General features: G+C 75.8%; 12 protein-coding genes. 7 read left to right on the top strand and 5 right to left on the bottom strand.

The annotated features are described in order from the left end of the window. Position 1 precedes the first annotated feature (1 nt). Positions 2–445 carry a hypothetical protein gene (locus tag FHX75_RS01780; protein WP_154936334.1) on the bottom strand — a complete coding sequence of 148 codons (444 nt, stop codon included), beginning with the start codon at positions 443–445 and terminating at the stop codon, positions 2–4. Positions 446–622: 177 nt separating this feature from the next. Between FHX75_RS01780 and FHX75_RS01775 the strand changes: the two genes are divergently transcribed. Both FHX75_RS01775 and sigJ read left to right on the top strand, forming a co-directional pair. Further along, positions 623–889 carry a hypothetical protein gene (locus FHX75_RS01775; protein WP_211364293.1) on the top strand — a complete coding sequence of 89 codons (267 nt, stop codon included), beginning with the start codon at positions 623–625 and terminating at the stop codon, positions 887–889. Positions 890–1,005: 116 nt separating this feature from the next. Further along, the gene (sigJ, locus tag FHX75_RS01770) at positions 1,006–1,896 is read left to right on the top strand and encodes an RNA polymerase sigma factor SigJ (protein WP_281290787.1); all 891 of its coding nucleotides are present in this window, start codon (positions 1,006–1,008) and stop codon (positions 1,894–1,896) included. Positions 1,897–2,020: 124 nt separating this feature from the next. Here sigJ and FHX75_RS01765 read toward each other — a convergent pair whose 3' ends face one another. Together FHX75_RS01765 and FHX75_RS01760 are read right to left on the bottom strand one after the other, a co-directional pair. Next, positions 2,021–2,866: a siderophore-interacting protein gene (locus tag FHX75_RS01765; RefSeq protein ID WP_154936333.1), complete on the bottom strand. Its 846-nt coding sequence runs from the start codon at positions 2,864–2,866 to the stop codon at positions 2,021–2,023. Positions 2,867–2,870: 4 nt separating this feature from the next. Further along, the gene (locus FHX75_RS01760) at positions 2,871–3,902 is read right to left on the bottom strand and encodes an ABC transporter substrate-binding protein (RefSeq protein ID WP_154936332.1); all 1,032 of its coding nucleotides are present in this window, start codon (positions 3,900–3,902) and stop codon (positions 2,871–2,873) included. Positions 3,903–3,985: 83 nt separating this feature from the next. Between FHX75_RS01760 and FHX75_RS01755 the strand changes: the two genes are divergently transcribed. The 4 genes from FHX75_RS01755 to FHX75_RS01740 are packed head-to-tail and all read left to right on the top strand — an operon-like array spanning position 3,986 to position 8,062. Then, positions 3,986–5,035, top strand: coding sequence for a FecCD family ABC transporter permease (locus FHX75_RS01755; RefSeq protein WP_425463466.1), 1,050 nt, complete (start codon positions 3,986–3,988; stop codon positions 5,033–5,035). Next, entirely contained in the window at positions 5,032–6,054 is a 1,023-nt protein-coding gene (locus FHX75_RS01750; RefSeq protein WP_154936331.1) for a FecCD family ABC transporter permease, read from the top strand. Before FHX75_RS01755 ends, FHX75_RS01750 begins: the two co-directional genes overlap by 4 nt. A gap of 43 nt (positions 6,055–6,097) precedes the next feature. Beyond that, positions 6,098–6,898: an ABC transporter ATP-binding protein gene (locus tag FHX75_RS01745; protein ID WP_211364394.1), complete on the top strand. Its 801-nt coding sequence runs from the start codon at positions 6,098–6,100 to the stop codon at positions 6,896–6,898. Positions 6,899–6,937: 39 nt separating this feature from the next. Next, positions 6,938–8,062, top strand: coding sequence for an FUSC family protein (locus FHX75_RS01740; RefSeq protein ID WP_246157516.1), 1,125 nt, complete (start codon positions 6,938–6,940; stop codon positions 8,060–8,062). A gap of 494 nt (positions 8,063–8,556) precedes the next feature. Here the strand turns inward: FHX75_RS01740 and FHX75_RS30530 are convergent, their stop codons facing one another. Then, the gene (locus FHX75_RS30530; RefSeq protein ID WP_170285270.1) at positions 8,557–10,224 is read right to left on the bottom strand and encodes a sulfatase-like hydrolase/transferase; all 1,668 of its coding nucleotides are present in this window, start codon (positions 10,222–10,224) and stop codon (positions 8,557–8,559) included. 161 nt (positions 10,225–10,385) lie between these two features. Further along, positions 10,386–11,168, bottom strand: coding sequence for a CDP-alcohol phosphatidyltransferase family protein (locus tag FHX75_RS01730; RefSeq protein ID WP_154936329.1), 783 nt, complete (start codon positions 11,166–11,168; stop codon positions 10,386–10,388). A gap of 95 nt (positions 11,169–11,263) precedes the next feature. Between FHX75_RS01730 and FHX75_RS01725 the strand changes: the two genes are divergently transcribed. Next, on the top strand, positions 11,264–12,244 hold the full coding sequence (locus FHX75_RS01725) for a zinc-dependent alcohol dehydrogenase (RefSeq protein WP_154936328.1): 981 nt from the start codon (positions 11,264–11,266) through the stop codon (positions 12,242–12,244). Position 12,245: the final 1 nt, after the last annotated feature.

The following is a 12,245-nucleotide window of genomic DNA, read 5'->3' as shown; positions in this document are numbered from 1 at the left end:
CTCAGGCCGGTGGCAGGTGCTCCCGGAGCGCGGCGAACTCGGCCACGGTCAGCCAGGAGGGGTTGGCGCCCTGCGGCTGGCGGAGCACCTCCGCCCCGGCCAGCCGGGCGTCGGCGCGCAGCCGCTCCCGGGGCACCCGGTCGCCCGGGTCGAGCACCGTCAGCTCCAGCGGCACCGACCAGGGCTCCCCCGGCGCCCCCGGCACGGCCGGCCCGGCCAGGCGTCCGACACCCCACACCCCGTACGCCAGCCGGCGTCGGCTGCCGCTGGCCCAGAGGACCACCGGCTGACCCGCCCGCATCAGCTCCGAGCGGTAGCCGGGGCGGACGCACCAGCTCCGCACCCGGGGGTCGGCGGCGAAGCGGGACGCCAGATCGCCCGCGTCCGCGTTGCCCTTGACCAGCCAGGCGCCGAGGCTTTCCGGGGTCACCCGTCGAGTCGTCATCCGGTGCTGGTGCCCAGGGCCGGCACAGGTCAATCCGTCAACGTGGCGTTGACCACTCCACGAGGGCGTTTACCGGACGTGGGAGCTGGAGACTTTCCGCCGGTACCGACCGAGGGGGAGACCGTGTCCGAGACCGACCGCCCAGAGCCGCGCGACCGGGGCACAGCGCCCGCCGGGGTGACTGACCCGCTCCTGTGGCGGCTCGCCGCCGGCGTGGCGGACGCGCACCAGCCGGACGAGACCGGGCACTGCGACAACCTGCTCTGCGACCACCAGGAGTGGCCGTGCGACGCCGCCCGCCACGCGCAGCGGGCGCTGGCACTCTCCGGCGACGCCCCCGAGGAGGTCGCCGACCCGGTTCGCGACGACCGGCGGGAGGAGTCGCCGGGCGACCTGACGGCCCTGCCCCGCCACCACTCCCGGACGGCCGCCGAGGCGGCCTGACGCTTCCCGGCGGGACCGCCGCCCGGGGCGGCTGCCGCCGCACCCACTCACCGACCCGCCGTCACATCGGCCGGCTCGGCTGTGTCTACTGCTGTGAGACGCGACGAGGGGGCGACGTGACAGCGGTCGACGAGCACGAGTGGTTGACGCAGCGGTTCGAGGAGCACCGGACCCGGCTCCGGGCGGTGGCGTACCGGATGCTCGGCTCGGTGAGCGAGGCCGACGACGCCGTCCAGGACGCCTGGCTACGGGTCAGCCGGGCCGACACCGGCGCCGTGGAGAACATCGGCGGCTGGCTGACCACCGTGGTGGCCCGGGTCTGCCTGAACGTGCTCCGCTCGCGGGAGCGGCGCCGCGAGGAACCACTCGACGTGCGGCTGCCCGAGCCGGTGATCAGCCGCGAGCCCGGGGACGACCCCGAACACGCCGCGGTGCTGGCCGACTCGGTCGGGCTGGCGCTGCTGGTGGTGCTGGAGACGCTGACGCCGGCCGAGCGGCTCGCGTTCGTCCTGCACGACATGTTCGCCGTGCCGTTCGAGGAGATCGCCCCGATGGTCGAGCGGTCCCCGGCCGCGGCCCGGCAACTGGCCAGCCGCGCCCGGCGGCGGGTACGCGGGCAGGCCCCCGTGCCCGACCCGGACCACGCCCGGCAGCGGGAGGTCGTCGAGGCGTTCTTCGCCGCCGCCCGCGACGGCGACTTCGACGCGCTCGTCGCCGTGCTGCACCCCGACGTCGTGCTGCGCTCCGACGGCGGCCCGGGCAGCCGCCACACGGTCGTGCTCACCGGCGCGGAGACGGTCGCCGGGCAGGCGGTCACCTTCGGACGGCTCTACCCGTTCATGCGGCCGGCGCTGGTCAACGGCGCCGCCGGCGCCGTGGTCGCGGCGCAGGGCCGGCCGATCTCGGTCATGGGCTTCACCGTCACCGACGGCCGGATCGTCGCGGTCGACGTGCTCTCCGACCCCGACCGGCTGCGCCGGCTCGACCTGGCCGGCCTCGACGCCTGACGGTATGCGGCCCGGCGGGGCCCGGGACCTCGGTCGCCCCGCCGGGGAGCGATGTCGTCCGCACCGAGGGGTAGCCGCCGCCCGGCCCCGCGGCACGCGCCGCGGGCGCGAACGGCCAGGTCGGTCAGGCGTCCGCCTCCGCGCGCAGCTGCTCCTCGGAGGCGCCGCGCCGCCAGTAGCCGGCGAAGGTCACCCGCCGCCGGTCCAGGCCGCGGTCGGTGACCAGGTGCCGGCGGACCGCCCGGACCGTCGAGGATTCGCCGGCGATCCACGCGTACGGGACGCCGGCCGGGAGCCGGGCCGCGCGGATCGCCTCGACCAGCAGGCCGCTGCCGGGCGGGGTGGTGCCCCGGACCAGCCAGCGCACCTCCGCGTTCGCCACGGTGGGCAGGTCGCGCACGTCGGCGGCGGCCGGCACCTCGATCCACGCCCGGACGGTGGCGCCGGCGGGCAGCCAGGCCAGGATGCCGGCGGCGGCCGGCAGCGCCGTCTCGTCGGCGGCCAGCAGGACGTGGTCGGTGCCGGGCGGGGGCCGGAAGCAGACGCTGCGGTTGTCCCGCTCGGCGGGTCCGAGCAGGACGATCCGGTCCCCCGGCCGGGCCCGGCCCGCCCACCGGGTGGCCGGGCCGCTGTCACCGTGGTGGACGAAGTCGACGTCCACCTCGGACGCCTCCGGCCGCTGCCCGCTGATGGTGTAGGAGCGCATCACCGCGCGGACCGCCGGGTCGGTGGCCCGCCAGCGCGCGTACCAGTCGTCGCCGGCGTCGAGCGGGACCACCGGCTCCGGCTGGCCCGGGTGGGGCAGGAAGAGCGAGACGCTCTGGTCCCGGCCGCCGCCGGCGAACGCGGCCAGCTCCTCGCCGGTCAGGGTGACCCGGATCAGCGAGGCGCCGATGCGCCGGGTGTGCCGGACCTGGGCCTGGTAGAAGCGGTAGCGGAGAGCGACGCGGGTCGCGGTGCCGGTCGTCACGGCGTCAGCCGACCCGCTTGGCCGACCGGATGGCGGTGGCGAGGTTCTCCAGCAGCGGCGCCGCGCCAGCGTACGAGAAGCGGGGCACCGCGTCCCACGGGGTGACCTGGTTGGCGCGGACGGCGGGCAGCTGCTGCCAGGTGGGCTTGGCCGCGAGGTCCTTGGGCTGCAACGCGGTGGACCGGTTGTCGAGCAGGATCAGGTCGGCGGGGAACTTGTTGGCGTTCTCCCAGCTCAGGCTCTCGAAGTAGTCGCCGGTGGCGAGCTTGTTCGGCACCACGATGTCGACGCCCAGCTCGGCGAAGTACATCAGGTCGGTGCTGACCTTCGGGTTGGAGACGTAGAACAGGTCGGGGCTGCCGGAGGCGGCGAGGACCCGGATGCCGGGGTTGGCCTTGACCGCCTGGCGGACCGACTCGGCGGCGGCCTCGAAGCGCGCCTTGGCGTCGGTGACCTTCTTCGCGTTCAGGTCGGCGCCGAGGGAGCGGGCCAGTTCCGCGTACCGCTCGATGGGCCGGGTCATCGGCACCCGGGCGGTGGTGACGGTGGCGCTGGGCGCCAGGGCGAGGATCTTGTCGCGGCTCTCGTCCGGCACGTACCAGAGGGCGCCGGGGTCGTACATGTGGGTGACCAGCAGTTCGGGGCGCAGCCCCGCGTACTTCTCGACGTTGAACTCGCCCCAGACGTTGCCGAGCACGGTGACCCGGTCGACGTCGAGACCACCGGCCTGCGGGTCGACGGAGCCGTCGCTGCGGGTGGTCTCGCCGAACACGCCGACGATCTGCGAGTCGAGTCCGAAATCGACCAGCGCGGCGGCGACCCCGATGAAGGCGACGACCCGGCTCGGAGTGCTCGCCAGCTCGATCTTCTGGTTGCGGTCGTCGGTGAACGACCAGGGGCCGGTCGAGCCCTTGGCACTGGTGGAGCCGGGCTCGTCGTCCTGGCCGCAGCCGACGAGGAGGGTCGCGAGGGTGGCGCCGCCAGCGGCGAGCAGGCCCCGGCGGGAGAGTCCGCGGGCGGACATGGAAGCAGGCATGATGACGTCTTTCGATCAGGACCGGACCGCGATGATCCGCGATGGCGGGGTTAGGTTAACCTAACCTAACCCGAAGTCAACCGGTGCCATGCCGTTTCCCCCCGGAGCCGACCCTGTCCGTCACCACGCTCGCCGCCGCCCCGGCGCCGGCGCCACCCACCCGCCGCGCCGGCCCGGCCGCGGCGCTCGCCGCCGGGCTGCTGCTCCTGCTCGTCGTCGCGGTGCTGAGCATCGCCGTCGGCGCCCGACCGCTCTCCCCCACCGAGGTCTGGCACGGCCTGGTCTCCGCCGCCTCCCCCGAACACGCGGTGGTGCACCGGATGCGGCTGCCCCGCACGCTGCTCGGCCTGGTCGCCGGCGCGGCGCTCGGGGTGGCCGGGGCGCTGATGCAGACGCTCACCCGCAACCCCCTGGCCGACCCGGGACTGCTCGGCATCAACGCCGGCGCGGCGGCCGCGGTCGCCTCCGCCACCGCCCTGCTCGGCGTCGGCACCGCCGGCGGCTGGATCTGGTTCGCCCTGCTCGGCGCCGCCACCGTCACCGTCGGGGTGTACGCCGTCGGCGGCGGCCGGCAGGCCACCCCGGACCGCCTCGCGCTGGCCGGGGCGGCGCTCAACGCGGTGCTCTACTCCTACGTCAGCGCGGTCATGCTGCTCAACTCCGCCTCGCTGGACCGGCTGCGGTTCTGGACGGTCGGTTCGCTGGCCAACGCCGAGTTCGCCACCCTGCGTACCGTGGCGCCCTTCGTGCTGGCCGGCCTGCTGGTCGCCCTGGCCGGCGCGCGGTCGCTGAACGCGCTGGCCCTGGGCGACGACACCGCGCGGGCGCTCGGCGCCCGGCCGGCCCTGGTACGCGGCGGCACCATCGCGGCGATCACGCTGCTCTGCGGCGCGGCCACCGCCGCCTGCGGGCCCATCGTCTTCGTCGGGCTGCTCGTGCCGCACCTGGTCCGCGTGCTGACCGGGCCGGACCTGCGCTGGCTGCTGCCCGCCTGCGCGCTGTACGCGCCCGTCCTGCTGCTCGGCGCCGACGTGCTGGGCCGGGTGCTGGGCCGCCCCGGCGAACTCCAGGTCGGCCTGGTCACCGCCGTGCTCGGCGGCCCGCTCTTCCTGCGTCTGGTGGCCCGGCGATGACCGTGCTCCGCACCCCCGGTGGCCGGTCACTGCGCTGGCGTCCCCGATCGCTGGTCGTCGTCGCCACCGCCGTGCTGCTCGCCGCCGGCCTCGGCGTGCTCGCCGTCGGCGGCGGGGACTACCCGATGAGCCCGGCCGACGTGCTGCGCACGCTGACCGGGGGCGGCACCGCGGCCGAGGAGTTCATCGTCGGCGAGCTGCGCCTGCCCCGGCTGGTCACCGCGCTGGGCGTCGGGGCCGCCCTGGCGCTCTCCGGCGCGGTGGTCCAGACGCTGCTGCGCAATCCGCTGGGCAGCCCCGACGTGCTCGGCATCACCCAGGGAGCGGCGACCGGCGGGCTGATCGCCGTGGTGCTCGGCGGCAGCAGCCTCGTGCTGTCCGGCGCGGCGCTGGCCACCGGGATCTGCACCGGCCTGCTCATCCGGGCCGTCGCCGGCGCCCGGGGCCTGGCCGGTCACCGGCTCGTGCTGGTCGGCATCGGCTTCACGGCGATCCTCACCGGCGTCAACGGCTGGCTGCTCACCCGGGCGCCGCTGATGGACGCCGCCCGGGCGGTGCTCTGGCTCACCGGCAGCCTGGACGGGCGCGGCTGGTCGCAGGCGGTACCGCTGCTCGGCGTCCTCGCGGCGCTCACCCCGGTGGTGCTCGCCGGCGGCCGGGCAATGGCCATGGTGGAGCTGGGCGACGAGACCGCGACCGCGCTGGGCGTGCCGGTGACCCGGGTCCGGCAGGTGCTGCTCGGCGCGGCGGTGCTGCTCGCCTCCGTCGCGGCGGCCGCCGCCGGGCCGGTCTCCTTCGTGGCGCTCACCGCCCCGCACCTGGCCCGCCGGCTCACCCGTGCGCCGGGGCCGAACCTGGTGGCCTCGGCGCTCACCGGTGCGGTGCTGCTGGTCGGGGCGGACCTGGTGGCGCAGCGCGCCCTCGCCGGCCAGCAACTTCCGGTCGGCGTGGTGACCGGCGTGCTCGGCGGGACGTACCTGGTGTGGTTGCTCGCCGCGCGGCGGGCCGGACGGAACTGAGGGAGATCACGTGTCGGGAAACCCACGCCTGGACGGGGTCGGGCTGACCCTGGCGTACGAGCGGCGGATCGTCGCGGAGGGGCTGTCGGTGGCCGTACCGGACGGGTCGTTCACCGTGGTCATCGGTCCGAACGCCTGCGGCAAGTCGACGCTGCTGCGGGCCCTGGCCCGGACGCTGCGGCCGCGCGCCGGGACGGTGCTGCTCGACGGGCGGGACATCCACGCGCTGCCGTCCCGGGCGGTGGCCCGTACCCTCGGCCTGCTGCCGCAGTCGTCGGTGGCGCCGGACGGCATCACGGTGGCCGACCTGGTCGCCCGCGGCCGGTACCCGCACCAGGGGCTGCTGCGGCAGTGGTCCCGGGAGGACGAACGGGTGGTCGCCGAGTCGATGGCCGCCACCGGCGTCGCCGAGCTGGCCGACCGGCCGGTCGACGAGCTCTCCGGCGGGCAGCGGCAGCGGGTCTGGATCGCCATGGCGCTGGCCCAGCAGACGCCGCTGCTGCTGCTCGACGAGCCGACCACCTGGCTGGACGTCGCCCACCAGATCGAGGTGCTGGACCTGTGCGCCCGGCTGCACGAGGAGCAGGGCCGGACGCTGGTGGCGGTGCTGCACGACCTGCACCACGCCGCCCGCTACGCCACCCACCTGATCGCCATGCGCGACGGCCGGGTGGTCGCCGAGGGCGACCCGCGCGAGGTGGTCACCGCCGACCTGGTCCAGGAGGTGTTCGGGCTGCCGTGCCGGATCGTCGAGGACCCGGAGACCGGCACGCCGCTGGTGGTGCCCGCCACCCGCCGTCCACGTTTGCCGGACGCGGCCTCGCGGGTAGTGCCGACGGCCTGACCGGACACCAAGATCCGGCGTACGGCCGGAGGAGTCGCGATGGCGGGCATGGCCCGGAAGTGGGCGGGGTCCGCCGTCGGGCGGCTGCGGCAGGGCTGGCGGCCGGCGCTGGAGGCGGCCGCGGCGGCCACCGTCGCGTGGATCGTCGCGGCCCGGCTGATCGGCCACCCGGATCCGTTCTTCGCGCCGAGCGCCGCGCTGATCGTGCTCGGCGAGGCGCGCGGGAAGCGACTGCGGCAGACCGTCGAGATGGTGCTCGGGGTGGCCGCCGGGGTGCTCGCCGCCGACCTGGCCGTGCAGTCGCTCGGCCCGGGCACCGGCACCGTCTTCCTCGTGCTGCTGCTGACCATCGGCCTCATGCTCACCATCGGGGCGAGCAGCACGCTCACCGTCCAGGCCGCCGTCTCCGCCCTCTACCTGGTCGCGGTCGCCGCGCCGCAGGGCGGCGGGCTGGTGCCGTTCCGGTTCGTCGACGCGCTGATCGGCGGTGCGGTGGCGCTGGCCGCGAGCCAGCTCATGGTGGCCCGGGACCCGCTCGGCCCGCTCGTCGCCGAGGCCCGGCGCACCTACGGCGACCTGGCCGACCTGCTCGACCGGATCGACCGGGCCCTGGCCGGCGCCGACGAGGACGCCGCCCGCGCGGCGCTGGACCGGGCCCGCGAGGTGGACGGCTGCGTGGACCGCTTCCGCGTCGCCGTGCAGGCCTGCAGCGAGTCGCTGCGGCTGCGGGTCCGCAAGCGTCGCCACCTCGACCAGGTGGCGGAGGTCGAGGCCACCTGCCACCAGCTCGACTACGCGGTACGCAACATCCGGGTGCTGGCCCGCAACGGCGTGACGCTGACCCGGCTCGGCACGCCGGCCCCGCCGGAGCTGGGCGAGGCGATCCGGGCGCTCGGCGAGGCGGTGCGCGCCGCCGCCGACGCCCTCTCCACCGACCTCGGTGGACACTCCGACGCGGACCGGCACGCGGATCGCGCCGACCACGCCGCCCTGGAGGCGGTACGCCTCGCCGCCCGGATGCTCCGGGCCGACCCGCCGCTGCCACTGATCATGATCGTGGGCCAGATCCGGGCCACCGCCATCGACCTGCTGCGCGGGGTCGGGGTGGACGACGCGGCCGTGCTGGGCCGGGTCGACGAGGCGCTGGGCCTGCCGAACACCTGAGCCGCCGGTCGTATCCGGGTCAACTGCCGGCGGGTGTCGGGTGAGTGTGCCCGTCCCGCTCGCCGTCACGTCCAGCCGGTGCCGGTCCAACCTTCGCTGATCCACGGTGGCGCCCACCCCGTCACCGCCGCCGCTGCGACAAGGACGGTCACCGTCGCTGTCCCCACGAGCGCACCCCGCCCGAGGTACCTGGTCCCGGGCAGGCGGGTCAGCAACCAACCCGCAGCCACGGTCACCGGCAGGAGTAGGCAGTTGGTTGCGCCGAAGTAGAAGGTCCACTCGCCGGGCGAATCCCTTCCGACCCACAGTGCATTCGCGGCGGCCGTGGCGCACCAGGTGTGGGCGATGATCACCAGGCCGGCACTCGTGGCCGCCTGGGCGACCTCCGATCGCCTGCCCACGGTGCTCCTGTCTGTCGAGTTCGCCGGGGCCGATCAGCTTATCCGGGCCAGCTCGCCGGAGGCTCGTCCGCTCCGTCCGGAATCCCTCCCGGCTCAGCGGGGCGACGGCGGGGCGGCCGCGCCGGCCGGCGGCTGCGGGCCGAAGGCGCTGAGAAACCGGTCCCGGAAGGTGTCCATCCGCCAGACCGGCGCGCTCGGGCCGGGCCGCAGCCCTTCGTCCCAGCCCCAGGCGGCGACCCGCGCCAGCACGGCCGGGTCGTGGGCCACGATGGTGATCGGCACGTCCCGTCCGGCGTTCTCCCCGGTCACCACCGGCGCGGGCTGGTGGTCGCCGAGGAAGACCAGCACCAGGTTGTCGTCGCCGTACGTCTCCACGTAGGAGATCAGGCTGTTCAGCGAGTACTCGATGGAGCGCCGGTAGCCGGTGCGGACCTCGGTGGCGCTGCGCCCCACCACGTCCTTCGGGTTGACGGCCACCGAGGTCGGCCGGCGGTAGATGGACCCGTCGCCGACGTGGTCCCAGTCCAGCATCCGGGGGATCGCCGCCCAGGGTGAGTGGCTGGAGATCAGCGGGATCTCCGCCATGATCGGCGCGTGCCCCGGCGTGGCCCGCTCCCGCCGGTGGAAGGTGGCCAGCGTGTACTGGTCGGGCATGGGCGCGTAGTTGAACTTCGGGCCGCGGTAGTCGAGCCCGGCCGCGTCGTGGTAGCGGTCGAAGCCGAAGAAGCTCTTCTCCGGCCAGGGCTGGGTGGCCGCCGGCATCACCCCCACCGTCTGCCAGCCGGCCCGCCGGAACGCGCCGTTGAGGGTGAGCCGGTCGCCGGCCAGCAGGCTGAGGTGGCGTTGCTGGTTGTCCACCCAGAGCCCGGACAACAGCGTGTCGTGCGCCAGCCAGCTTCCCCCGCCGGCGGTGGGTGAGGTGAGGAAACCGCTGCGGGCGGAAAAGCCCCGCTCGGCGAGGCGGCGCGTACCGCCGTCGAGCACCGCGCCGACCTGCGGGGCGAACTCCGGGTCCTGCACCGCGTCCCGGCCGTAGCTCTCCACGAACGCGACGATCACGTCCTTGCCGCGCAGCGCGGTGAGCAGCTCATCGCCCGGGGTGTCGCGGAAGGCGTCGGCGGCGGCCTCGGCGGCGAAGGCCTCCCGGTCCCGCAGCCCGGCACCCACCTGACCGACATGCTGGCCGACCAGCCGGGACGTGCCCGAGTCGGCGACCGGCACGCCGATCGTCGCGCCGGCGACCCAGACCACCGCGCACCCCGCCAGCACCCGGACCGTCCGCCGGTCGTGCCGGGCCACCAGCCGGGTCAGCCGGAGCACCGACCGGGTGGTCAGCACCAGCAACGCGCCGACCGCGGCGACCAGCGCCACGATCGCGCCGACCGCGCCGGCCCGGCCGACGGAGTCGCGGACGAAGCCGTACGCGTCGTCCAGCAGCACCCAGTCGAGAACCAGGTCGAAGGGGCGGGCGAGGCTGGCGGACATCCCCATGTCGAGCAGCTTGACGACGGCGAGCAGCCCGAGCGCGACGCCGCACAGCACCGCCACCGTCCGCCGGGCCACGCCGCGCAGCACCAGCAGCAGCGCGGCGGCGACCAGCCCCTCGACCGGGATGCGCAGGAACGCGGCGGGGCCGAGCTGGTCGAGCCGGTTCGGCGCCACCAGCACGGCGAACACGAGCAGGCCGGCCGCCACGGTGGTCACCCGCGCCGCGACGGTACGCACCCGTCCCCGTCCACCGGCGACGGCGTCATCCGCCACGGCGTCGACGGATTCCGCCGCGGCGTCGACGGAATCCGCGGCGGCGGGAGGACCGGCTGGTCCGTCCACCCTGGCCCGGCGGCGCAGGCGCGACAGCACTGACACTGCGATGTCCCTTCCCTGGGCTACCCCCGGCCGTCCGGCCGGGCGATCGGTGCGGCTCAGACGGGCTGGTGCGCGGCGAGCGGGCGCTCGGCGACGGTCTCCGGCGCCGGCCGGAGAGCCGGCGTCGGACGGCGTACCGGGGCGGTCCGGACCCGGCCGTGCCACCAGAGCCAGCCGACGTCGTGGCCGAACGACTCGACCAGCAGCGCCAGCGAGGCCGCCACCACGACGGCGGTCGCCGGCGCGGGCAGCACCTCCGCCGTGGCGACCAGCAGCAGCACCCCCTGGGCCGCGGCCACCACCTTGCGCCAGTACCGCGGCGGCAGCGTCCCACGCATCCACGGCAGCACCCAGCTCGCCGCGACGAAGGCGTACCGCATCGCGCCGATGGCGAGCACCCACCCGCCGGTGGACGGCGCCACGTGGACGCTGAGCACCAGGATCAGGAAGGCGTCGACCTCCATGTCGAAGCGGGCGCCGAGCGCGCTGGCGGTGCCGGTGCGCCGGGCCACCCAGCCGTCGACGGCGTCCAGGGCCAGCGCCACCACGGCCATCGGCACCAGCACGGCCAGCGGCGCCGCCGCGTCGATGGCGTCCACCACCAGGGCGGTCACCCCGCCGACGAGCACGGCCCGGGTCAGCGTCACCCGGTCCGCCGGACCCAACCGGTCCGCGCCGCGCCGGCGCAGGCCACGGTCGAGCGCCCCGCAGAGCCCGATACCGTACGCGACGCCGGCCAGCCAGCCGGCGACGTCGAGCCCGACGGTCGCGGCCAGCCCGGCGAGCAGGACGATCTGGGCGGTCAGGCCGATCACCGGACCGGTTCGAACCTTGGACACCCTGCCTCCGTGTTTATGATCGACGGCCTCGACAGGAAACACGGAGCGCGCGGCCGTTCGGTTCGGTCCGGCAGCCAGATGAGGAGAACATCCGCGTGATCCGCGACGCCCGCGCCTTCTGGCTCCGCTCCCCCGGCGTGGGTGAGATCCGCCCGGTGACGCTACCGGCGCCGGGCCCCGACGAGGTCCTGGTACGCGCGCTGTACTCGGGGGTCAGCCGGGGCACCGAGACGCTGGTCTTCACCGGCGGCGTGCCGGCCGACCAGTACGCGGCGATGCGCGCCCCGTTCCAGGAGGGCGACTTCCCCGCCCCGGTCAAGTACGGCTATCTCAGCGTCGGCGTGGTCGAGGCCGGTCCGGCGCGGCTGCGCGGGCGTACCGTCTTCTGCCTGCACCCGCACCAGAGCGCGTACGTCGTGCCGGCCTCGGCCGTGACGCCGGTGCCCGACGGCGTGGCGGCGGCCCGGGCGGTGCTGGCCGGCACGGTGGAGACGGCGGTGAACGCGCTCTGGGACGCCGCGCCGCTGGTCGGCGACCGGGTCAGCGTGGTGGGCGCCGGCATGGTCGGCTGCGCCGTCGCGGCGCTGCTCGCCCGCTTCCCCGGGGTACGCGTCGAACTGGTGGACACCGACCCGGCGCGGGCGGCGGTGGCCGCGGCGCTGGGCGTCGGGTTCGCGTCGCCCGACGACGCGGCCGGCGGGCGGGACCTGGTGGTGCACGCCAGCGCGACCGGCCCGGGGTTGCAGCACGCCATCGACCTGCTCGCCCCGGAGGGCACGGTGGTCGAGCTGAGCTGGTACGGCGACCGGCCGGTGCACCTGTCGCTGGGCGGGTCGTTCCACTCCGGCCGGTTGACCATCCGCAGCAGCCAGGTCGGCACGGTCTCGCCGGCCCGGGCGGCGCGGCGAAGCTACGCCGACCGGATGGCGCTGGCCCTGGAGCTGCTCGCCGACCCGGTCTTCGACGCGCTGCTCACCGGCCGGTCGCGCTTCGCGGACCTGCCCGACGTGCTCGACCGACTGGCCGCGGGGACCCTCCCCGCGCTGTGCCACCTCATCACCTACGACGGGGAGTGAC

It is taken from the genome of Micromonospora palomenae (assembly GCF_007829925.1).
Lineage (GTDB): Bacteria > Actinomycetota > Actinomycetes > Mycobacteriales > Micromonosporaceae > Micromonospora > Micromonospora purpureochromogenes.
This window is presented reverse-complemented; position numbering and strand designations above follow the sequence as displayed.